We start from the raw sequence: 22,492 nt of genomic DNA, 5'->3' as shown, positions 1-22,492 counted from the left end.
CATCAAACCACTCTCAACAACCATCAACAGGCGATTGAACAGCCTGTTTACTCCAAGGCATAGCCGCTTCAATAAACCCGCTGAGTACTTGATATCGTTCATCATTAAATTGATTGGCAAGCTCATGAAAATTAGATCCTAAAATAGAAGAGGATACATGCCAAATAATTTGTGCTAAATCTTTTGAAACATTAAAAAGCCATCCACTTTTATCCATTTTCCAAGTAAAATGTCGTGGCACAAGTTCTGGCATAAAACAAAAAAATTCTTTTTCACATTCAAACTCTTTTGCCTCTAATGGCGGGCATAACACCAAAAAACTTTCCGGATTTACCTTCAAGCGAATAATGCTAACCTGTTTACTGATACCTCCTATGGATAAAATGGTTTTGACAATTACCCCATTATCAATTGTCTGTAGCAAAATTTTGACCATTTTATCAACAGAACAAAAATGAGATGGAGCCTCTAACACAGTTGTATTTTCATTAATCATTGCAACAGACGTTACTGCGCCATCCAAACCAGCAATAAGAGAAATATCTTCTTCCCTAGAAGATCCAGCAAAAACGCTTTGCCTAAACCACAAACATTAATAGAAATTACAGAAAATTTAGCGATGCGCTTTAAACCACACAACGCAACAATCGCACATTTTACACCTTTTAGTATCTTGCACCTTTTAGTATCTTGTCCTGCTCTACTTGGTCAAAAAAAGACCTTTCTTGAATCATAGCCGCTAAAAAAGGAAAAAAAGCCATCTGCCCTCGCATGAAGGCTTGTTTAACTTCTTTACATTTCAGATAATCTAAAAATGCGAAAGGCAGTCTGTGACCTTTCGTTGTCTTAATCTGATCTCCCTGCCAATAATTTTAATATAAGATAGCTTTCCTGCTCTGTTGTTTCCTATTTAATCTTTTTAATATTTCACAATAAAAAATAAGCGCGAGATAATTTCCATTCTCATAAACAAAATAAAGCTTCAGGCTTTGAAATTACTAGTATTATACACTCTTAAAAGAATCTTGATGATTATTATAACCATGAAGCAAAATTTCACGTTTACCAACATGATTTGCAGCCCCAACAATACCTTCTTCTTCCATCCGCTCAACAAGAGACGCCGCCTTATTATAACCGATTGCAAGTCGACGCTGGATATAAGATGTTGAACATTTCTTATCACGCATTACAATTTTAACAGCTTGCACATAAAGTTCTTCACCATCTTCACCAAGGTTTTCTGTTGTAACATTTTTAGTAACAGAATCAGCAATTTCTAAATCATTATTATTGTCTTCACTGTCCGTTACTGTCGCTAAATAATGAGGTTTTCCTTGTCTTTTAAGATGTGCAACCACAGATTCAACTTCCTTATCAGAAACGAAAGGTCCATGAACACGTACAATGCGCCCACCACCAGCCATATGAAGCATATCTCCTTGGCCCAAAAGGGTTTCAGCACCTTGTTCTCCCAAAATTGTGCGACTATCAATTTTTGAAGTTACTTGGAAAGAAATGCGGGTCGGAAAATTTGCCTTAATCGTACCCGTAATAACATCAACAGAAGGACGCTGTGTAGCCATAATAAGATGAATACCAGCAGCACGCGCCATTTGTGCTAAACGTTGAATAGCATTCTCAATTTCTTTACCAGCCACCATCATAAGATCAGCCATTTCGTCAACAATGACAACAATATAAGGAAGCTGCGTTAAATCCATTGCCTCTTCATGATAAAGCATTTCGCCACTTTCTTTATCAAATCCCGACTGTACAGTGCACATAATGGTTTCGCCCTTTTTCATGGCTAGTGCGACTCGGGCATTAAAGCCGTCAATATTACGCACACCTAACTTAGCCATTTTACGGTAACGCTCTTCCATTTCACGCACTACCCACTTTAAGGCTGTCACAGCTTTCTTTGGATCAGTTACAACAGGCGTTAGAAGATGTGGAATGCCGTCATAGATAGAAAGCTCCAACATCTTAGGGTCAACCATAATGAGGCGACATTGCTCTGGCGTCATGCGATAAAGGATCGATAAGATCATTGTATTAATTGCAACAGATTTTCCTGACCCTGTTGTTCCTGCAACCAACAAATGGGGCATTTTTGCTAATTCTGCAATGACAGGCTCACCATTAATCCCCTTCCCTAAGGCAAGCACTAATTTAAATTGGCTATCACGAAAAGTTTTTGATTGGATTAATTCACGCAAATAAACGGTTTCACGAACTGCATTTGGTAATTCAATTCCGATAACATTGCGTCCAGGAATCACAGCAACACGGGCAGAAATGGCAGACATAGAACGGGCAATATCGTCAGAAAGACCAATAACCCGAGACGATTTCACCCCAGCAGCAGGCTCAAATTCATACATTGTCACTACTGGTCCTGGGCGGACATGAATAATTTCTCCCTTAATTCCAAAATCTTCTAAAACGCTTTCTAAAAGCCGAGCACTACGTTCCAATATTTCTTGCGAAATAATTTTATCATCCTGAAAGATAGGTTCTTGTAATAAATCAATTGGAGGAAATTCATAAGTACCATAGTCAAGAGATTTAACATTTGACTTAAAAGCAGAATCATAATTTCCTAACGACTTATAAGCGGAGTGCAATGCTTTGTGTTTTGGTTTTATCACAGATAAATCTTCTGAACTCTTCGCTATACCTTCTGTTATACAACCGGAAATATTATTGGTATTTTGAGGCTCCATAGCAGCCCCTGCTGCGCTTAAATTATGAGCAGAATCTTCTACAACAAGCTGAGACTTAGAATGACACTTTTGAGGCTCTTTAACAGTAGTATTCTTTGCATGTATTAAATTAGAAATTTGCTCAATGCCCTGATTATTCTCCGTTGGAGCTTCTGATGTAATGGAATCGTAAAATTGCGGAAAACGATATTCAAGAACACGATAAAGAGCAGTAATTGACTCATCAAAAGCAGAAGCCGTATTCAGTGCAACCTCATCACTTACAAAATCAATCCGTGTTACATCTTTTTCTGAAATTTTAGTGTCAATCTGTTCTAGCATAAAGGATTCACACTCAAAAAATGCATCATCAGAAAGATGAACAACAGCCTTTGTTTTTTGCACCACATTTTTTACTTGTAATTTATGCTTTCCTGCATCCTCCTCAACCGGCGTATTAACAGTTTGTCGTGACAACTGCTCCAAAACTGCTGAATGACAAATTGACGCTTTATTCTCTATAGATCGCGGATTAATCACTCTTTTGGTCGATGGGAAATTTTTTGTTTTCTTGTTACAATGTATAATGTTCGTAAGCTTTTTTCTTTCTTGCTTCGTAAAGACTTGAAACTGTTTCGCAAAAACTGGATCTGTTTCTATACGACGACGCAAAATTTCCACTTCTGGTGTTCGTGTAAAACGCACATTCTGTCCAAGCATGAATGCCTTTTTCCATACTTCTGGATAAGAAAATATTTCAGCAATATTAGTAGATGAATCTCTTTCTGATGCACCTTGTGCACTCTCATCAGAAAAAAAAGATGTAGAAATGGATTTTGTTTTCGAACTATGCATGACACCCAACAAAATTATAGCAATAAGAACACTTGCTTCTTCAAAAAGAATGGATAGAGACTACAGTACGAAGGTTAATAACCTTTTGCTGGCTGTCACTTTTTTTTAAAAAATAATATAATTTCTCTCTATAATTTTCCCTTTATTCTTGCTGTGTAAATGATAAAATTCATAGTGTTATACAGCTGTACTTCGTTGGTTTTAAAGAAAAATTTCTTATAGAAGATTAGTAAAAATAATACAAAGAGTTAAGTCCTACTTTTTCAATGCTCCATGCCTCATTGTTATAAAACAGTCCAATTTCTTTACCTTTGATAAGATTATCCTTGTTATCCTTATTAAAAAAGGTTCAAATAGAACATCATTTAACAATACAAAAATAAAAAAGTAGGGAGTGCATTATGTTTAATAAGCGGAAATTTTATATTAATGGTTTATGGGATGATCCGAGCACTCCTCACGATTTACACGTCATTGACCCATCAACAGAAGAAGCTTGTGCTGTCATTAGCATGGGCAATACAACAGATGCAGATAAAGCAATTAACGCTGCTAAAAAAGCTTTTCCAAATTGGAAAAAAACCTTGCCCAGTGAACGTCTTAGTTTCGTTGAAAAAATTTTAGAAATCTATGAAAAACGCTCAGAAGATATGGCACAAGCCATTTCAATGGAAATGGGAGCACCTATTGATATGGCGCTCAATGCGCAGACCGCAACCGGCAGTGACCATATTCGCAACTTTATCAAAGCTTACAAAGAGTTTTCGTTCCAAGGTCTTTTAATAGAAGACAATGAGAAAGCGATTCTTCATTATGACCCTATCGGCGTCGTAGGATTGATTACTCCTTGGAATTGGCCGATGAACCAAATAACTCTTAAAGTTATTCCTGCTCTCTTAGCTGGCTGTACTATGGTTTTGAAACCCTCAGAAATTGCTCCTCTTTCTGCTATGCTCTTTGCTGAAATTTTAGATGAAGCCGCCTTACCTGCCGGCGTTTTTAATTTGATCAATGGTGATGGAAAAAATGTCGGCTCTTACCTCTCTGCTCATCCAGATCTGGAAATGATCAGTTTTACTGGATCCACCAGAGCAGGAAAAGATATTTCTAAAAATGCCAGCAACACTTTAAAACGAGTCTGTCTAGAACTTGGAGGCAAAGGCGCTAATATCATCTTTGCTGACGCCGATACAGACGCTATTCAACGTGGTGTACACCACTGCTTCTATAATAGTGGGCAAAGCTGTAATGCGCCAACACGTATGCTTGTGGAACAAACCATCTATGAAAAAGCTATCGAAATAGCCAAAGATATCGCCGAACAAACAAAGGTAGGCCCAAGCCACCAAGTAGGAAATCATATTGGTCCCGTAGTTTCAAAACAACAATACGAAAAAATTCAAGATCTTATCCAATCCGGAATTGATGAAGGTGCAACACTTGTCGCAGGTGGAACTGGTTTACCGATGGGAATGGAACGCGGTTATTATGTACGTCCAACCGTCTTTGCCAATGTGAAATCTAGTATGCGTATTTTTAGAGAAGAAATCTTTGGTCCGGTCCTGTCTATTCTTCCCTTTAATACAGAAGATGAAGCCGTAGCTTTAGCCAATGATACTGAGTATGGTCTTACAAACTATATACAATCGCAAGATCGAAGCAAATGCCGTCGTATAGCTGTGCAACTACGGTCTGGTATGGTAGAAATTAACGGACATGGATTACCCGATGGTAGTTACTTTGGAGGCGTAAAGTTTTCTGGACGTGCCCGTGAAGGCGGACGATGGGGAATTAAAGAATTCCTCGATACCAAAGCAATTTCATATTGGTAAAATAATCTTATTAAAAACTTAATAGGAAATGTATGATAACACAGCGAGTAACAGATGAAAATGCTCTTGGGCAGCGGCTTGATCAATGGCTAGCCGAACAATATAAAAATGAGTTATCGCGTTCGCGTTTGCAAGTCCTCATCCGTGAAGGCTCCCTTAAAATTGATGGTCAATTAATAAAAGAGCCGAAAACAAAATTAAAACCCAATCAAATGATCGAATTGACAATACCTGTCCTTTCTGATGCAAAACCTAGCGGTGAAGCCATTGCATTGGACATTCTCTTTGAAGATGATCATGTCATTGTCATCAATAAACCGGCTGGTCTCGTTGTTCATCCTGGAAACGGTAACTGGACAGGTACATTGGTTAATGCTCTTATCTATCACTGTCACGATAGTTTGTCTGGTATCGGTGGCATTAAACGTCCGGGTATTGTCCATCGTCTCGATAAAAATACAAGCGGAGTCATGGTTGTCGCCAAAAATGACCTTGCTCATCAAAGCTTAAGTGCACAATTTTCTGACCACGGACGTACCAGTGCATTAGATCGACGCTATCACGCCTTGATTTGGGGATCTCCCAGCCGTAATGTTTTAACAATTGATGCATCTCTTGGCCGTTCCCCCCATAACCGAACGAAACAAGCTGTCGTCCATAGCCAAAGTTCTCATGCTCGTCACGCTATTACACATATTTCTCTCCTTGAAAAATATGGAACTCTCGCAGATACAACATCTTTTGCTAGCCTTCTGGAATGTCGTTTGGAAACCGGGCGCACACACCAAATTCGTGTTCATATGGCCCATATAGGACATCCACTCGTAGGTGATACTGTTTATGGAAATGCTTTTAAAACAAAATCAAACGTGCTTAATCCCATAATTAGAAATGCAATCGATCAATTCAACCGACAAGCGCTTCATGCAGTCAGTCTTACCTTTGAACATCCTGCTACAGGTAAAATTATGTCTTTTTCTTCACCTCTTCCCCACGATATGGCTGAACTTATCAAGCATTTTCAAAAAATGAATTGAAACTTTTAGCCTTCTTATGATTTCACAATAAAATGTCTCTTTTTGAACAAAATTAAAAATTATGATAAGGTGATGCATTAGAGATATTGGTAATGTCTACAAATCGAATTTGCCTTATCAGGGAATTCATGCAAAAGGAGGGTGCTATATGGCCCATATGAATCTGCTATCAGTAACGACAGGTGACGGAGGATTGAATCGTTACCTAGAAGAAGTTCGTCGTTTTCCAATGCTTGAGCCAAAAGAAGAGTACATGCTGGCTCAACGTTATCGTGAACATAATGATCTAAAGGCTGCGCATAGATTGGTAACCAGTCATTTACGCCTCGTGGCTAAAATTGCAATGGGATATCGGGGCTACGGATTGCCTATTGGGGAAGTCATTTCAGAAGGCAATGTTGGACTTATGCAAGCTGTTAAGCGTTTCGAGCCGGAACGTGGTTTTCGTCTTGCAACCTATGCAATATGGTGGATTAAAGCATCAATCCAAGAATATGTATTGCGGTCTTGGAGCTTGGTAAAAATGGGGACAACTGCTAATCAAAAGCGCTTATTTTTCAACCTTCGTAAGTTAAAAAGTAGGCTTCAAGCGCTTGATAGTGGTGATCTCAACGCAGAGCAAGTGAAAGAAATTGCAACCCAATTGAATGTCACAGAAGATGAAGTCGTATCGATGAACCGTCGACTTGGTGGTGACACTTCGCTCAATGCACCTGTTCGCACCAAAGAAGGTGAAAGTGGACAATGGCAAGATTGGTTGGTGGATGACTCAAACAATCAGGAACAAACTTTGATTGAACAAAATGAATTGGAAAATCGTCGTTCCATGCTAATACATGCCATGAGTAATTTGAATGAACGAGAAAGGCGTATATTCAAAGCACGTCGTTTAAGCGATATACCGCTGACATTAGAAGAACTCTCAAGTGAATTTAACATTAGTCGCGAGCGTGTAAGACAAATTGAAATGCGTGCATTTGAAAAAGTGCAAGATTCTATAAAAGCTTTTGCTTTATCCCAAAGTTAGGTATAAAGCTCCTAAATTTTAAGTATAAAATCAATTATTTGTGCATTTTGAACATAAGAAAGAGCTGACATCTGTTGGCTCTTTCAGTTTGAGCTAAGCTACCAGAAGCTTTCTGTAACGAGAATTCTTTTTATAGTCTTCTGTCTCATTCGCGCTAATATTTTATTTTTTCTGCCCAAGAATTGTCAGCTTCTCTGATTTAACAAGCCATTGTCCAATGACTTCATTAAAAATAGACTCACCTGTTGGTCCTTTTGCAAAAGTCAATTCGTTTGTACGTCCGTTTTTATCAGTCAATACTAAACGCACCCAATCCAATTCCCGCATTAATTGTAAATTTCGGTTAAGAAATGGATGATTGCTGCTCAATGCAACAAGAAAAAAATTCTCATCAATCTTCGCTGCAACAGTCCTTGTTAAAGTCTGTCCAATGGATTGTTCACTTGCTTTAAAAGTTAGTGCCTGAACATTGCTTATAGATTGACCTGAAAATTTATCAGAAAGAATGAAAATAAGATCCATAATATACGCAGCAGGAAAAGATAGATCGGTATTACGACGCAAAATTAACCGTAATGATAATCCTTCATCTGGAATTTTTATATCACCTTGGATAGCCAATTCTTCTGGAGCCCCCTTTCCGCGAGACTCCTTTATAAGTGTCCAACGAGCGCTCCCTGTTGCTACTTTTTCTGCATCATAATCCGTACGCGCTTGATAAAAAACAGCCTCACCTAATTGTTCACTTGACTGCAAATTTTTAGCAATAACTGTTGAGGTTCCTTCTTCATTCGAAGAATCTGCCGTTTGATCTAAGCCAACATCAATTTCGCTCCCATCCTCTAACAGACGTTGTGTTAACTTTCTGTTAACCGAAAGTGTCCTGGATAATGCATGAGAAACGTGAATATTTTCCCCTGACAATCGATAATTATTTGATACAAACAAACGTTCACAGATAAAATAAATACCTATCACTAAGGTGAAAAAACCAACAAAAACAGCAGCACTTATCACAATACGCCTTTGCATCGATGACCTATTAGCACGACGCAAAGCTTGAGAAAAAATATGCGAAACAATGTACGTATTATCTCCTTGCAAAGGAGAAGCTAAAGATGAAGCCTTTAAGGTATTGTTGTCAACATGCTCAGAAGACAAATAAGCTTCCATACTGACAAGCTCTGCATCTGGCACCGCTGATACAGAAAGCTCATCAACTGCCTCATTGTTCTTTAAACTTGTAACAGTGTCTTGTCTTCCTTCTGTTTTTACTACTGAAAACTCATTACCCTGTAGCAATACAGAGTCTTGTGTGTGTTTGTCATCTTCAGCTATATGTGTAGTTTTCCACCCAATAACTGAAGACAGCAAATTCTTTTCAACAGCTAAATATTCTTCTTCAACAGTTGCAATAGCACTTTGCAAAATCTTTCTCTGCTTATCTGCCATCGCTTGTGGTATTGTTGCTGCTACAAATTGATGTTCTAATGTTTCGATAGCTCGTTTATAAACCCGCTTACGCACTTGTGGTGTAACATTACTTTGCGCATTGATTGTTTTTTTTAAGATTCCAATGAAATCTACCATATCTTCTATAATCTTTCTCAAACTGAGAAGAAAAACCCCAGCCCCCAGGCCAGCGTTTATTTTAGCCTTCTAAGTTGATTGCCATTTATATTGATACAACTATTGCCTCAGTTTAAAGTGAATATACGAAATAAACAATGCTATTTTGCACCTTTCTCTCACACCCTCTCGTATCAGTCTCTGTTCTATAGGAAAATACAGAGCCAAAACAAAAATCAATATGGAAATCTCAAGATAATGATTAATCTGCAAATGGATCAGTAACAAGGATGGTATCTTCACGCTCAGGGCTAGTAGATAATAAAGCCACCCGCGTATTAATCAATTCTTCAATATAGCGTATATATTTAACAGCCTGCACCGGTAAATTTTCCCAGCTCAATGCATGTGCTGTTTCTTCCTTCCAACCTTCCAATGTCTCATACACAGGCTTTACACGAGCTTGCGCTCCCATGGAAGAGGGTAAATAATCAATCTTTTTTCCATCAAGCTCATACCCAACACAAATTTTAATTTCATCCAAACCATCCAAAACATCAAGCTTTGTCAGTGCTATACCGTGAACACCGCAAATCGCTACCATCTGACGTACTAAAACAGCATCAAACCAACCACATCGACGTTTTCGACCAGTCACGACACCAAATTCTTTGCCACGCATTCCAATAAATTCGCCAATATCATTTATCTGCTCTGTCGGAAATGGTCCTTCTCCAACTCGTGTTGTATAAGCTTTTGCAATACCTAAAACATAGTGAATTGAGCTAGGTCCCATACCTGAACCAGTACATGCCTGCCCAGCAACTGTATTGGATGATGTCACGTAAGGATAAGTACCGAAATCATTATCTAATAAAGCACCTTGCGCACCTTCAAAAAGAACATGCTTTCCCATCCGATAACTTTCATCTAAAAGACGCCACGTGCAATCTATAAAGGGTAGAATTTCGTCCGCTACTTGCATTAATTCATCATAAAGCGCCTTGGAATCAATCTCTGCAACACCCATCCCGCGACGCAAAGCATTATGATGTCCCAAAAGCCGTTCAATCTTAGCCATAAGCGTATCAGGTTCTGCTAAATCCATCACTCGGATAGCACGACGCCCCACCTTATCTTCATAAGCCGGACCAATACCACGCTTTGTCGTACCAATTTTTAAACCCGATAAACCACTTTCTCGGGTCGCATCAAGATCGCGATGCAAAGAGAGAATCAACGGAGCATTTTCAGCAATACGTAAAATTTCCGGTGTAATTTTCACGCCCTGATCACGTAGTTTTTTTAATTCTGACACAAAATGATGGGGATCAACGACAACCCCATTCCCAATAATTGATAACTTCCCACGTACTAAACCAGACGGTAAAAGCGATAATTTATAACTAACCCCATCAATAACCAATGTGTGCCCTGCATTGTGTCCGCCCTGATATCTCACCACGATATCTGCCCGCTCAGACAACCAATCTACAATTTTACCTTTGCCTTCATCGCCCCATTGTGTACCGACAACTACTACATTGGCCATAACTTTCTCCATCATGTTTGGTCAAACAAAACCAGCATTCAAAAACAAACGGTGTTTTATAACGAAACCTTAGAGAAAGTGCGACTCTTCATTTCAGCTTTTTCCAAATCTCTAGGTGATTTCAATCTGCAACTTTATGATAATTAAAAGAAAACAATACTTAAGACATAAAATATATCTTCATTCTCAATCAGTCATTTTTTCTGTAAAAAGTAGAAGACTTTAGAACCTTTGGTTGTTGCTTTCGCCAATATTTGAAAAATCATTCATAGCCCCTGTAATTCCTTACAATCTGCGCGATATTTTAACATCGTTTTCTTATTTAAAAATACGAGAGGCCATCATGGTCGCCCGTATTTTTCTGGAAAAGTCACATTATAAAATTGCCAACAATGCTTTAAAGTCGAGCTTTTTCGACCTGAAATGCCCATTCAAGCCATTGTGTTAAAATTTCAAGATCAGAAGCCTCAACGGTTATACCTGTCCAAATCCGAAGTCCTGGAGGAGCATTTCGATAGGAACCAATATCATAAGCAGCATCTTCCTCTTCAAGACGGTTTACTACCGCTTTTATAAAAGATACTCGCTTTTCAATATCCAAAGTAGTAATAACTGGATCAACAATATCTAAACAAACAGATGTATTAGACCGCACTTGAGGATCCTTGGCCAAATATTCTAACCACGGTGTTTTGCGAACAAACGCATCAATTACAGAAAAATTTTTATCAACTCGCGCCCTTAATGCCTGCACTCCACCCAATGATTTTGCCCACTTCAATGCATCAAGATAATCTTCAACACATAGCAGAGAGGGTGTATTAATTGTCTTACCCTTAAAAATATTTTCGTTTAATTTTCCTTCTTTTTTCATACAGAAAATTTGGGGCATGGGCCAAGGTGGAACATAACTTTCAAGCCGTTCAACAGCACGAGGACTTAAAATCAACATGCCATGCGCAGCCTCACCTCCCAAAACTTTTTGCCAGGAAAAAGTCACAACATCTAATTTTGAAAAATCAAGATTTTGCGCAAAAGCCGCTGATGTTGCATCACAAATTGTTAATCCTGCCCGCTTATCTGGAATGAAATCTGCATTAGGAATACGCACACCAGAAGTTGTCCCATTCCATGTAAAAACAACATCACGATCAAAATCCATTTGTGTTAGGTCCGGCAATTCGCCATAAGGGGCTTCAAAACGACGCACATCAGAAAGCTTTAATTGCTCAACAACATCTGCAATCCACCCCGAACCAAAACTTTCCCATGCTGCCATATCGACACCACGTTCGCCTAATAAGGACCATAGAGACATCTCAACAGCACCAGTATCGGAAGCAGGAACAATTCCTATACGATAATCAGAAGGCACTTCAAGAACTTCACGTGTTAAATTAACAACCTCAGCCAGTCTTGATTCTGCTGCTCTAGATCGATGTGAACGTCCAACTAATGCTTCTTTAAGGACTTCAAGAGTCCAACCAGGTCGCTTACGACAAGGGCCTGAAGAAAAATTAGGATTATTTGGACGATAACTTGGTTTTTTAAACATTATTATTAGTCTCCCCTTTTAAATGGCTTGCCTTTCTTTAAAGAAAAACGAATTATTATAAAGACTGTGCCAATAGTCCCCTTAAACAAAGATCAAAAACATTTTCTATTTATTTCGTAAGCTTAAAATACGTGGAAATCTTATGAAAAATATTCCTCTCAATTATATTTTTATTGATTCTTTAGAAAGATTTCCTTGCGTCATCACCACGATAAGACAACATTCTGATGACGATACACTAACGTATCGCAATATACCTATCAAGTTGATTTTATGAAAAGAGAAATTATAATTGCCTCAAATACGGAAATAAATTTATAAAAAATCAATTATTTTTCTTTTGATGACTGGACAGAGAAAATTTTAATGTTATAACCGCACACGTTTCACGTGTTTTGTGAAATGTGCCCAGATAGCTCAGTTGGTAGAGCAGCGGACTGAAAATCCGCGTGTCCGTGGTTCGAATCCGCGTCTGGGCACCACATTCTTTTTTTCTCTAAATAACTTATTGATTTTCCATATGTTTTTTTAAGGTGAGGGATGCGTCGATAAAAGTGAGGGAATAGAATTTTAAAATATTCCTTTCTAATTATTTGAAAAAGGACTTTTTTGAGGAATTCCTAGCTGCATTAAACATCAAAAGTGTTTCCGTTTCTAAAAAAATAGATCCCTTTGAAGACCTCTGATACCTCATTACAATCTTTAAGATTTAAACAAACTTGCTTTCGATATCCTTGACGATGTATGCCATATTAACAAAATCATCTGCATTAAAATTATCCGCAGAAGAATAATGATCCTTGAAACTACAGAGGATATAAAAAAATAAACTCTATGGAGCATCATAAAGATTAAAACTCAATAGCATGTTCCATAAAAAATTTCTTGATATCAGTGAAGTTTTGCTTAACTTATTTCATTCTTCTTCAAAGCTTTTCTAGATTATAAGCGACTGATCTTTTTTTTTAATTTAAAACACTTTTAGTCTTTTTTCCAAATAGAACAGCATTACAATCACAAAAACTGGACTACTCTTTTCACAGGAAGCAAGTTGCCAAGATCAATTTTTTTTTATAATCAAGTAAAAATCTCTTTGAAAAAATGAACAATTCCAATTGCCAAATAAGCAAAATTATTCCGAAGCATTAGAAAAGCTTAGTGATCTCACCTGCAACTACTTATGCTTGTAAAAGATTATTTAATACACCCAATAATTAAATTATTAACGCATAAATTTATGTATATATATGATGCATGCCCCCCCAATTTTGCCTTGATAGTAATCCTCTTTTTATTTTATTCTTACAATAAAATTCGGATATTCCATAAAATACATTTCATGCCTTTATTGCAAATAATTAAGCCAAATAATACTATAATATACTCTTTTATCCTACCTAAATATGGAAAATATGGAAGAGTATAAATATTGCCATAAATTAGCATATACAAGCGCCACTTTCATAAAAAATGATGTTACACTTTCCCAAAATACAACTTGATTGCTTGAATGAGCAGACATGATCACTTTATTCAATAAAGGACGAACCTGTTTATTAGAAAATAAAGCTGTCCTAGAAAGAGTAGGAGAAATAATAAAAGATGTCTCTCCTTGAATAAGAGTTCGATCTGATGCATTCGCACCAGAAGAAAGAAAGAAAATAATAAAAAATATAGAAAAAAAATATCTTACATTCATGGTTTTTACTTTTACAATTTAGCTTATTAAATAAGACAAAATGGGTTTAACATAAATATTGTTATGTATTTATATATTACAAATGAAATAATTGCAATAATAATATTTATTAAACATAGATATTAAAATATGTTATATTCACTGCATTAAAATATAAATTTCTTATTCAAATTATTTAAATAAAAATATGATAATAATAATCCATTGTAATTAATTTTTCAAAAAAGAATGAAATTTTCTTATATATGAAGAATATTATTAACTATTTTATATCAAAAATTCACTTTAATATTCAATGATATTTTTAATATCTATTAATAATAACGGATATAAATTACATTTATTAGTTTTGAGATGATCACTTAGATAGCATAGAATAATTTTTCTTTTATCCTACATATTTCCTCTTATGAAAGCGCAAACAATAAGACAGAAAACTTTTCCATATTATTATTTCTGTCCTTTCTCTCCTAGGTATATCGCAATATAAATCCCTCCTTTACAGCAAGAATTACCTTTTCTTTGACACAATGAGAGGAACAGATTTTTTAACTGTAAGTGCTACAAAGGATGTAATCAGCACTTTCAGAGAATCGCCAATCAAAAAACCTAAGGAACTTATTAAAGCTGTTAGCAAAGGAATTTGAGTAATATAAGCCATCCACGGAACTCCAAAAAGATAAACAATCCCAATACCACCTAAAGCATTTATCACAAACAATGTAATAAAATTTAACCGTCGCCAAAATAACTCAACCATAATGCCAATAAAAAATGCAGCAACTGGATACCCAATCATATAGCCACCCCCAGCTCCTAAAAAAACACTAATACCTCCACGCCCACCAGCCAATAGAGGCAATCCAATAGCAACAAGTACAAGAAAAAGAATTGAAGCCAAAGCCCCTCTTTTCGCTCCAAGTATAGACCCTGCTAACATCGGCCCCATAGACTGAGCTGTAATAGGAAGCCCAAGAAAAACAGGAAGAAAAATAGGGGGGAAAAGTCCTAAAACTGCATAAATAGCTGCAAATAAAGCAACGTAGGTTAAATCTTTTGTATTCATTAAATTATTCCTTTATTATGAGTGTTTTTATCGACACTAGACTTTATCATCAGTATCACTGTCATAAGAACGTGCATCTAAGGCTTCAGCCACCTCTGAAGCCATCTTGATAGTTCGTATAATAAGGGGCATTGCAAGAGCGAAAATGTTGGTATCAAATCCGCGTGCCCGCTGTGCTTCACGCACCTCATTGAACTTTTCACTAACAACCGGAATAAATCTGATCGCCAGAGATAAAGCCATACTCAATTTTGATGGATTTATACCAAAGCATCGAAATGGTCGAAGCCTTCTTTCAACTGAATTTACCATATCTGAAACTTTGGTTGTTAAAGAAACAAGCGACGCTAAAAAAATAAGAGTAATAAAGCGTAATATGACTTCAAAGCCCGTAAACCAACTCTTAAAAAAAACTTGAAAAACAAATATAAGTACTAAAAATAAACTCATCGATTTGAGCTGTTTTACAACATTGTTGAAAGGAACCTTCGCAACTCCATACAACAAAGCTACAAACAGTAAAAAAAACGAGAGCACAGGTAAAGATGAAACCGTAAATATAATAGTTCCACATAAAGCTAGAAACACCAGCTTAACCTCTGGTTTAAGCCGATGGATAAATGTATCCTTGGGAAGATATAAGCCGATCACGACATTCTTCTTATATATTCTTTAATTGCAACAAACGGTATATCATCAACAATTATTTCCCCCTTATCAAAAACTAGTACTCTATCAAAGTTCCTGAGAAATTCCAAATCATGTGATACCACAATTGCCGTTTGTGATAATTCTTCTATGACTTGCGTAATACGACGCTTATTTCGTAAATCAAGTAATGTTGTTGGCTCATCAAAAATAATATAATCGGGTTTCATCGCCACCACACCCGAAATGGCAACTAATTGTTTTTGTCCGCCACTTAATAAATGAACCGCATGATTTCTTAAAGTTTGGAGATCATAGCGCTGTAGGATTTCATCTACACGCTCCTTAATTTCATCTTTACTAAGTTTTAAATTCTTAAGACCAAACGATAAATCTTCTTCTACTAATGGCAAAACAATTTGATTATCAGGATTTTGAAAAACAAATCCTATTTTACGCCTTACTGCTTTTGCATCACGCTTTGTATCAAGACCATCAACGCTCACAAAACCATTTGATGGTAACTGTAGCCCACTGATAAGACGAACAAATGTACTTTTTCCAGAACCATTGGCACCAATAACTGCAATTCGTCTTTCAGTAAGCTCTACAGTGATATCTCTTAAAACGCACAAATCACCAAAATTTTGTGTGACATTATTAAATTTTATGATTCCCAAGATTTCTTCCAATCATTCCCCTTATATTATCCCAACGCTATCTCTTAAGCTTATAGCTTAAAAGCAAAAGTAAACACCACAGAGGAATGATAATAACCGCCAAACTCATATCAGGCATCTGCGTAGGAATATATGATTCAAAAAAGGTCGCTTTGACTCCTATCATATCAAAAATTTGAGCCATTAACCCATTTTTTCCAAAGCCACTTATAAACATAATACAAAATAATAAAGCAAGAAAAAAGAGGCAAAAATAGTTAGCATAAGGATACAGACCAAACGCATAAACAAAAGATCCTTCCCTGTCCTTGTGTGCTTTTCGAAACTTTAAATGAACAATAACAATAATAGCCCAAGTAATAACTGCTGCCGCAGTCGCAAGAGCCATAATCCGCATAAAACTATTGTCGGGAACAAGAGCATTAACAACAACAATTACCGAAGTACATAATGATGAAAAAAGGATAGCAACATAAGGAACATGGGCAGCATTAAGTTTACCAAAAATATATGGTGCATTTTTTTGTATTGCTAAACTATAAAGCATGCGGCTATTCGAATAAATGCCACTATTATAGACAGAAATAGCAGCCATAATCACCACAAAATTCAAAATATGTCCAGCTGCAGGAATTCCCACGGTTTCAAAAATAGTAACGAAAGGACTGCCATCTTTTCCAATCGTATCCCACGGACTTATCATCATAATTACGCCAATAGAACCAATATAAAAAATGATAATCCTCCACATCACTTTACGAATAGCCATTGGAATTGTTTTTTGGGGATTGGAGACCTCTCCAGCCGCAATACCAATAAGTTCTGTTCCACCAAAAGAAAACATCACCACAGCAGTAGCTAATACAACTCCTATTGCACCGTAAGGGAAAAAACCGCCATGATCCCAAAGATGGTGAATACTCGCTTGATTATCATTTGTTCCAGTGACAATAAGGAAAATTCCAAAAATAATCATGCCAACAACAGTAACTACTTTAATCAAAGCCAAGCCAAATTCAAATTCTCCGTAAAAGCGAACATTAAACAAATTGATTAATGTAACAAACATAAGAACAATGAGGGATGACTTCCAATGATCCATTAAAACCCAATGATCAAGATAAAATCCAATAACTGTAAGTTCAGTCATACTGACAAGAATATAAAGAAACCAATAATTCCAACCCGTTATGAAACCAACCTTATCTCCCCAATATTTATAGGCAAAGAAGCTAAAAGCACCCGAAGTTGGCTCTTCTACTGACATTTCACCAAGCATTCTCATGATAAAATAGATAATAAGTCCACCGAAAAGATAAGCTAAAATAGTTGAAGGACCAGCCAATTGTATAGATTCCGCTGAGCCATAAAAAAGACCGGTCCCAATAACGCCTCCTAAAGCAATCATTTGAACATGACGATTTTGAAGGCTACGTTTCAATTCACTATGCTTTTCTTCAAACATCATTCCTCGTTTCCTGTTAGGTTTAACTTCAATTTTATCAAAAACGCCGCCCATGACTTTTATGTATTTTTCTAAAAAAATCACGAACACAAACGTAAACACACCTTTCGTCTCACAATGTGCAACGACTTTTTTTTCTGTGCGTTATGCAAGTGTTGAATTGAGCAAACGCTGCGTTAAAATAACAGGAAGAAATATGCTTCGTCCTTTATTTAAATTAATGGCTTTTATTTCTTTTACGTTGATGATTATAGCATTAGTCATCGATGGTACGCGCTCTGTGAGCACATCACATTGGGAAACAACACCCCTCAATAAAATGCTAGAAAATCTCCTACAAACAGATATCTATGGACTCAACCAATCTATGCATAATATGACACTCCCTCTCTTACACTCAATTTGCATCACCCTCATCTGTTTACCAATATGGTCTATTTTAGGTACCTTAGCAATAATATTTTGTATTTTGAGTTATGAAAAACAAAAGCCTTTTCATAAAATCTTCTATAGATAAAGAAAAATACATTTGATATTTAATAAGATTTTCAAAATCTATTGCGCTATAAATAATCGGCACACCTTAAAGAAATTTATCCTCTTGATAAAACAAAAGCTATTTCACCAATAGGCATAACTGAATAAGGCTTTATTATGAATATAAAGTGGCCTACCCTACCCGATGATCACTGTGGGCTACTACTATAAATAAGCTTTACTTTTATCAATAAAAGCATTTAGCTATTGCAATGTTACTTCTGTTCCTACCTGTAAGAAAATTCTGCATAGAAAAAACTGAACAACATATTGCTGTAGCTAAAATTATTTATTATCCCTAATTTATCTCTTAAAAGTTTTTCTCCGTTCTTTGGAACAGTGATCGTAGACAAAAAATGTACCCTAAAATAATATGGAAACTCTTTATTGAATTGATATCTTTTGAAATAATGATGATAACATAGATTTTGCAAAAACCATCCCTTATATCTACTGAGATGCATTAAACTGAAAAATCTGTGCAATAAACGGTTACAATTACAACAAAAAAACATTTCATCCTATTGTAGTCTAGGAGATACATACCTTGAAAAAAAGAAGGCTTTACTGACAAAAATTGAAAGCTTCAACAAAAATATCCAATATCCCTATTCATGAAGAAATAATATAGCAGCTGTTTCAGAGAAACTTCATTTTTCTAAATATGAAAATCGCCTTGTTAAAATATTAAATTTTTAGATATTTCATATTCTTGCCTTGATCACTTACCACGCAAGAAAGCTTCTCAATGAACCTTTTCTTGATGTGCTTGCTTTTGCTTGATTCGGTATTGTCTGTCGTCCTGAAAGCCGATTTTATCACATTATTCCCCTTTACCTCCATTCCTGTGATATAAGAATGAAAAGTAGCTTTTCTAAAAAACAATTCTTACACTGATCTTCTCTTTAGGTTATAAAGATTGATGGTATTTTTTTATTTCAAAAATAATCTATAAAATAAATCTCTCCCTTTCGGATAAGAAAGGCATCCTTAATCTGTGCAAAGATCTCTTAACGCAATCTCTATCCCAAAAATCGACTTATTATACCGCCTCCAACATTAAATACAATTGTAAATTGAAAAGATATATTATCGGCAACTTCATAGCATTAAGATGAAAAAAATATCGCTCTGCACTGCTAATTTCAGCAAGCCACGCTTTTTACCTCAACTGCCTCAATGACTCCTGAATCTTCTAGATTAATCGAACAAAATGCACACTTGCTTTTGTGCATTCTTTTGGTTATTACCTTCGGTCTGACTTTTGTCTGATTAATATGTAAGCTTATGCCGCATTAGCTCAGTTGGTAGAGCACATCATTCGTAATGATGGGGTCGCTGGTTCGAATCCGGCATGCGGCACCATGTTTTGCTTTTAACACATTGAAATATATAGGTTTTTCCTTTAAACAATTATTTTCAGACCACCTTTTGGACCACCTTCTACAATTTATATAATTTGACTGTAGCTTGACAGTAGGTTTTGTACCAATTTATTTTTTCAAAAGTTTTTTAAGAGGTTCTCAAAGGGTCTTCAAAGACCTTTCAAAGGTCATTTAAAGCCCCTTTTATGAGTCATTTTTCTCTTCTTCTAAAAATCGCAATTTGAGATGATCAGCTCCTTCGCCGGAATCGGATACTTTGAACCACATGTATAAGACGTATTCACCTCTTTTCGTTTAAATTGGCTAAAGGTTGTTCGGATCTCTGGCACATCATTGAGAGACAAAACAAACTTCCCCTTTAATTGTGCAAGCAGTGTCGACATTTTCTGGTAATCCTCTCGCTTAAACAAATCCTTTCCATAGCAATCCTCAACGCCCCAATAAGGTGGATCAAGGTAAAACAAGGTCGTTGGCAAGTCATAGCGCTTGATAAAGTCAAACCAGTCTAAATGTTCAATGGTCACATTTGATAAACGCCGGTAAATCAGCTTTAAGAACCCCTCAAGTTTGAAAGAGTTAAACCGGGCACTACGGTAGGGATCAACTCCAAACGACCGCTTTGCTACCTGCCCACCAAAACTCAACCGCTGTAGATATAAAAACCGCAAAGCCCGCTCTAAATCCGTCAGTGTCTTTGGATCTTGCAGAGCAAAACTTTAAAACGCCTCACGGCTGCTAATTTGGAACTCTAACAGATCCATAAAAGGGTGATAATGGCGTTGCAAAACCCGAAAAAAATTCACCACATCCCCTGAGCGATCATTGATGACTTCATATAAGGGTATCAATTTCCGTCTGAAGAATATTCCCCCCATGCCAACAAAAGGCTCAGCATAAGTGCGATGTGGGATCGCTTCAATGATTTTGATAATGGTTTTTGCTAACCTGATTTTGCCACCAATATAAGCGGCAGCTGGTTCTATAGGATCAATAGATTTTAATGTTTCTTTACAAAGTGTATCCATACTTTTTTAACACTCTTTCATCACTAGTAGCCATCTTCTCATTGCTTCAAGTGATAAGAAGTGGCTGCGATGTTAAGTTGTGTTACATCGGACGGGGTGTGTTCGCAAAACTAGTCCCGTTGGCTGGACAACCAACCCAGCCTCTATTCTTTATTGCTGTCCCTTCCCTTGTCTGGTGCTTCAAGAGTAATGTCTGTGGTGTATCCGCTTTGTTTCTCATAGCGATGGGTGACGCTTTGGGCTTTCCATGGTCCATCGATTTCACTGCGGAACCCTTGAAGAAGCAGCGGTTGATCCGCCATGATTTCGGGGCGCCCTTCAAGGGACAAAGAGCCACTGCCTACAGCACGACACAGCCGGTCTGATTCTGAAGCGGCAGCAGCCAGTGCCTCTTCCTTACAAGTGTAGCAACAACGCAGACGGCGTACGGGACCAGTAAAACCTGTCTGATGTTTGACTTGGCATTGTTGCCCTTGTGAACGATCAAAATAACAGGCTTCAATGGTGCCATATTGCGTACGCGGCTCAAAGGTAAATTCCCAGCTCGAACAGTCATGCTTATGGATTGCTAATGCCGGTAAGTTCTCTCCACTTAAAAATAAAAACTTATTGTCTTTGATGAAAAAACGTGCCTGCATGCGCTCAGCAAGGCGCGTTAAAAAATCAACAGCCGATTGATCCGTACGAATCACATAAGGGAGAGTTTGTTGAGTGAACTGGGGGCTTATCTTTGCTTGATAGCCATGGCGTTTGGCTAAGGTTTCCACAATCTCGCCAACAGTTTTACCATCAAAATGTTCACTTGTTTGTTCTTTGAGTTCTTTACGCATCGAGGCGCTTTTGCCACAAAGGCGCAAGATCTCGCCATAACTGCCACCGATACTTACAACTGATTCGATAACAAAACACCCCATCGAAGCACTGATGCTGTTCTCATAACCAAAGATCACCTGCAGAGCACTGCCCGTTTGTGGAACCTCTAAATCATTGCCACTATCGTCAAACTCCGCTTCAAATCTATCGGCTTCATTGCCGGCATGATCAGTGATGGTTGCCGTTAAAAGACGTTGGTAAAAAACCTCATAAACAGGTTTGTCTCCCACCTTGACCACAATAAAAGGGTATGTGCGCATTAATCCCATAACCGCTTCACCGTGCTTTGAGGATTGTGAAGTGCGAATTCAGGCAAAACAACAGTTAAGCCGCGCGGCAAAAGCACACCATATTTGGCAATCTCTGGATTGGCTTCCAGTGTGGCTTCGAGATAGCCGTTTAGTGCCCCAACTTGTGCACGGTCTCCTAACACAGCCATGGCATGGTGAAAGCAGATGAGATCAAGACTCATATCCTCTAGCTCTACAACAATGCGCTTTTGGGGTATCTTCATGGAGTTTGTCCTCCTTGAGATTGTTCCACCTGATATTGACCTTGCGGTTTGCCCCCATCAAAAAATGGCAAAAGACTGAGGAAATAGCGGATGCGCTGTGATTGAGCAGAGCGGCTGATATAGTCGTGGTCTTGCGTGAGTGCGGTGATCACCACAGGGCCATGGAGGATAGCACTATAGCTCGTATCATTGATCCACCGAAGCATCTGCACAGGCTTGGCTCTTCTAATTGTTTGGGTGATGGCATCAATGGCGACACGGTCACCAAATTCCTCTGGAAACCAAACCCCATAAATGGTCTTTGCATCATTGCCATAGCCAGTAAATTGTAAACTGGGCGACCTACCAAAACGCTCTAGGCAAACCCATGAGGCAGAAAACTCTTCTTCAAAGGATTGGAAATTCAGCCAGTCCACGTAAAATTGATGCGGTCCTAACATCATCAAAGGATCTCTCATTGCCTCC

Annotated in this window: 16 protein-coding genes, 2 tRNA genes and 1 pseudogene; 6 read left to right on the top strand and 13 right to left on the bottom strand. The window is 37.4% G+C overall.

Translation table 11 applies throughout. From position 1 onward, the window contains the following. Positions 1 to 13 precede the first annotated feature (13 nt). Positions 14 to 589 (bottom strand): hypothetical protein, encoded by a 576-nt coding sequence (locus MCQ_RS00765; protein WP_006922950.1) that lies wholly within the window; start codon positions 587 to 589, stop codon positions 14 to 16. 415 nt (positions 590 to 1,004) lie between these two features. Continuing rightward, positions 1,005 to 3,563, bottom strand: a complete 2,559-nt coding sequence (locus MCQ_RS00760; protein WP_006922949.1) for a DNA translocase FtsK — start codon at positions 3,561 to 3,563, stop codon at positions 1,005 to 1,007. Positions 3,564 to 3,964: 401 nt separating this feature from the next. Here MCQ_RS00760 and MCQ_RS00755 point away from each other — a divergent pair, with 401 nt between their 5' ends. The 3 genes from MCQ_RS00755 (at position 3,965) to rpoH (ending at position 7,459) form a co-directional block, all read left to right on the top strand. Next, a complete protein-coding gene (locus MCQ_RS00755) occupies positions 3,965 to 5,395 on the top strand; it encodes an aldehyde dehydrogenase family protein (protein WP_006922948.1) in 1,431 nt (476 codons plus the stop codon). A gap of 32 nt (positions 5,396 to 5,427) precedes the next feature. Continuing rightward, complete coding sequence (locus MCQ_RS00750) at positions 5,428 to 6,432, top strand: RluA family pseudouridine synthase (protein WP_006922947.1); 1,005 nt, start codon at positions 5,428 to 5,430, stop codon at positions 6,430 to 6,432. Between the two features lie 148 nt (positions 6,433 to 6,580). Next, complete coding sequence (rpoH, locus tag MCQ_RS00745) at positions 6,581 to 7,459, top strand: RNA polymerase sigma factor RpoH (protein ID WP_006922946.1); 879 nt, start codon at positions 6,581 to 6,583, stop codon at positions 7,457 to 7,459. A 162-nt stretch (positions 7,460 to 7,621) separates the two neighbouring features. On the opposite strand, the gene MCQ_RS00740 is transcribed toward rpoH, so the two are convergent. The 3 genes from MCQ_RS00740 to MCQ_RS00730 all read right to left on the bottom strand — a co-directional run bounded on the left by MCQ_RS00740 (position 7,622) and on the right by MCQ_RS00730 (position 12,135). Further along, positions 7,622 to 9,049 (bottom strand): hypothetical protein, encoded by a 1,428-nt coding sequence (locus tag MCQ_RS00740; protein WP_006922945.1) that lies wholly within the window; start codon positions 9,047 to 9,049, stop codon positions 7,622 to 7,624. A 241-nt stretch (positions 9,050 to 9,290) separates the two neighbouring features. Further along, complete coding sequence (locus MCQ_RS00735) at positions 9,291 to 10,580, bottom strand: adenylosuccinate synthase (protein ID WP_006922944.1); 1,290 nt, start codon at positions 10,578 to 10,580, stop codon at positions 9,291 to 9,293. Between the two features lie 397 nt (positions 10,581 to 10,977). Beyond that, positions 10,978 to 12,135, bottom strand: a complete 1,158-nt coding sequence (locus MCQ_RS00730) for a phosphoserine transaminase (RefSeq protein ID WP_006922943.1) — start codon at positions 12,133 to 12,135, stop codon at positions 10,978 to 10,980. 406 nt (positions 12,136 to 12,541) lie between these two features. Between MCQ_RS00730 and MCQ_RS00725 the strand changes: the two genes are divergently transcribed. Continuing rightward, a tRNA-Phe gene (locus tag MCQ_RS00725) sits at positions 12,542 to 12,617 on the top strand. 1,728 nt (positions 12,618 to 14,345) lie between these two features. Here MCQ_RS00725 and MCQ_RS00715 read toward each other — a convergent pair. The 4 genes from MCQ_RS00715 to MCQ_RS00700 are packed head-to-tail and all read right to left on the bottom strand — an operon-like array spanning position 14,346 to position 17,696. Beyond that, positions 14,346 to 14,900 (bottom strand): biotin transporter BioY, encoded by a 555-nt coding sequence (locus MCQ_RS00715; protein ID WP_006922940.1) that lies wholly within the window; start codon positions 14,898 to 14,900, stop codon positions 14,346 to 14,348. A 36-nt stretch (positions 14,901 to 14,936) separates the two neighbouring features. Then, positions 14,937 to 15,551 (bottom strand): energy-coupling factor transporter transmembrane component T family protein, encoded by a 615-nt coding sequence (locus MCQ_RS00710; protein ID WP_006922939.1) that lies wholly within the window; start codon positions 15,549 to 15,551, stop codon positions 14,937 to 14,939. Beyond that, positions 15,548 to 16,228, bottom strand: coding sequence for an energy-coupling factor ABC transporter ATP-binding protein (locus MCQ_RS00705; RefSeq protein WP_035007758.1), 681 nt, complete (start codon positions 16,226 to 16,228; stop codon positions 15,548 to 15,550). The genes MCQ_RS00710 and MCQ_RS00705 overlap by 4 nt, the downstream gene beginning before the upstream one ends. 37 nt (positions 16,229 to 16,265) lie before the next feature. Next, complete coding sequence (locus MCQ_RS00700; RefSeq protein ID WP_006922937.1) at positions 16,266 to 17,696, bottom strand: amino acid permease; 1,431 nt, start codon at positions 17,694 to 17,696, stop codon at positions 16,266 to 16,268. 193 nt (positions 17,697 to 17,889) lie between these two features. Here MCQ_RS00700 and MCQ_RS00695 point away from each other — a divergent pair, with 193 nt between their 5' ends. Together MCQ_RS00695 and MCQ_RS00685 are read left to right on the top strand one after the other, a co-directional pair. Next, positions 17,890 to 18,210 (top strand): hypothetical protein, encoded by a 321-nt coding sequence (locus MCQ_RS00695; protein WP_006922936.1) that lies wholly within the window; start codon positions 17,890 to 17,892, stop codon positions 18,208 to 18,210. Between the two features lie 1,309 nt (positions 18,211 to 19,519). Further along, a tRNA-Thr gene (locus MCQ_RS00685) sits at positions 19,520 to 19,595 on the top strand. A 226-nt stretch (positions 19,596 to 19,821) separates the two neighbouring features. On the opposite strand, the pseudogene MCQ_RS00680 reads toward MCQ_RS00685, so the two are convergent. From MCQ_RS00680 to MCQ_RS00665, 4 genes and pseudogenes are all read right to left on the bottom strand, one after another. Next, positions 19,822 to 20,640, bottom strand: a pseudogene (locus tag MCQ_RS00680) (DNA adenine methylase). Between the two features lie 143 nt (positions 20,641 to 20,783). Beyond that, positions 20,784 to 21,773 (bottom strand): phage late control D family protein, encoded by a 990-nt coding sequence (locus MCQ_RS00675; protein WP_006922933.1) that lies wholly within the window; start codon positions 21,771 to 21,773, stop codon positions 20,784 to 20,786. Then, a complete protein-coding gene (locus tag MCQ_RS00670; RefSeq protein WP_006922932.1) occupies positions 21,773 to 22,027 on the bottom strand; it encodes a tail protein X in 255 nt (84 codons plus the stop codon). The genes MCQ_RS00675 and MCQ_RS00670 overlap by 1 nt, the downstream gene beginning before the upstream one ends. Further along, the gene (locus MCQ_RS00665) at positions 22,024 to 22,485 is read right to left on the bottom strand and encodes a phage tail protein (protein ID WP_006922931.1); all 462 of its coding nucleotides are present in this window, start codon (positions 22,483 to 22,485) and stop codon (positions 22,024 to 22,026) included. Before MCQ_RS00665 ends, MCQ_RS00670 begins: the two co-directional genes overlap by 4 nt. Positions 22,486 to 22,492 lie beyond the last annotated feature (7 nt).

It is taken from the genome of Candidatus Bartonella washoeensis Sb944nv (assembly GCF_000278135.1).
GTDB lineage: Bacteria > Pseudomonadota > Alphaproteobacteria > Rhizobiales > Rhizobiaceae > Bartonella > Bartonella washoeensis.
This window is presented reverse-complemented; position numbering and strand designations above follow the sequence as displayed.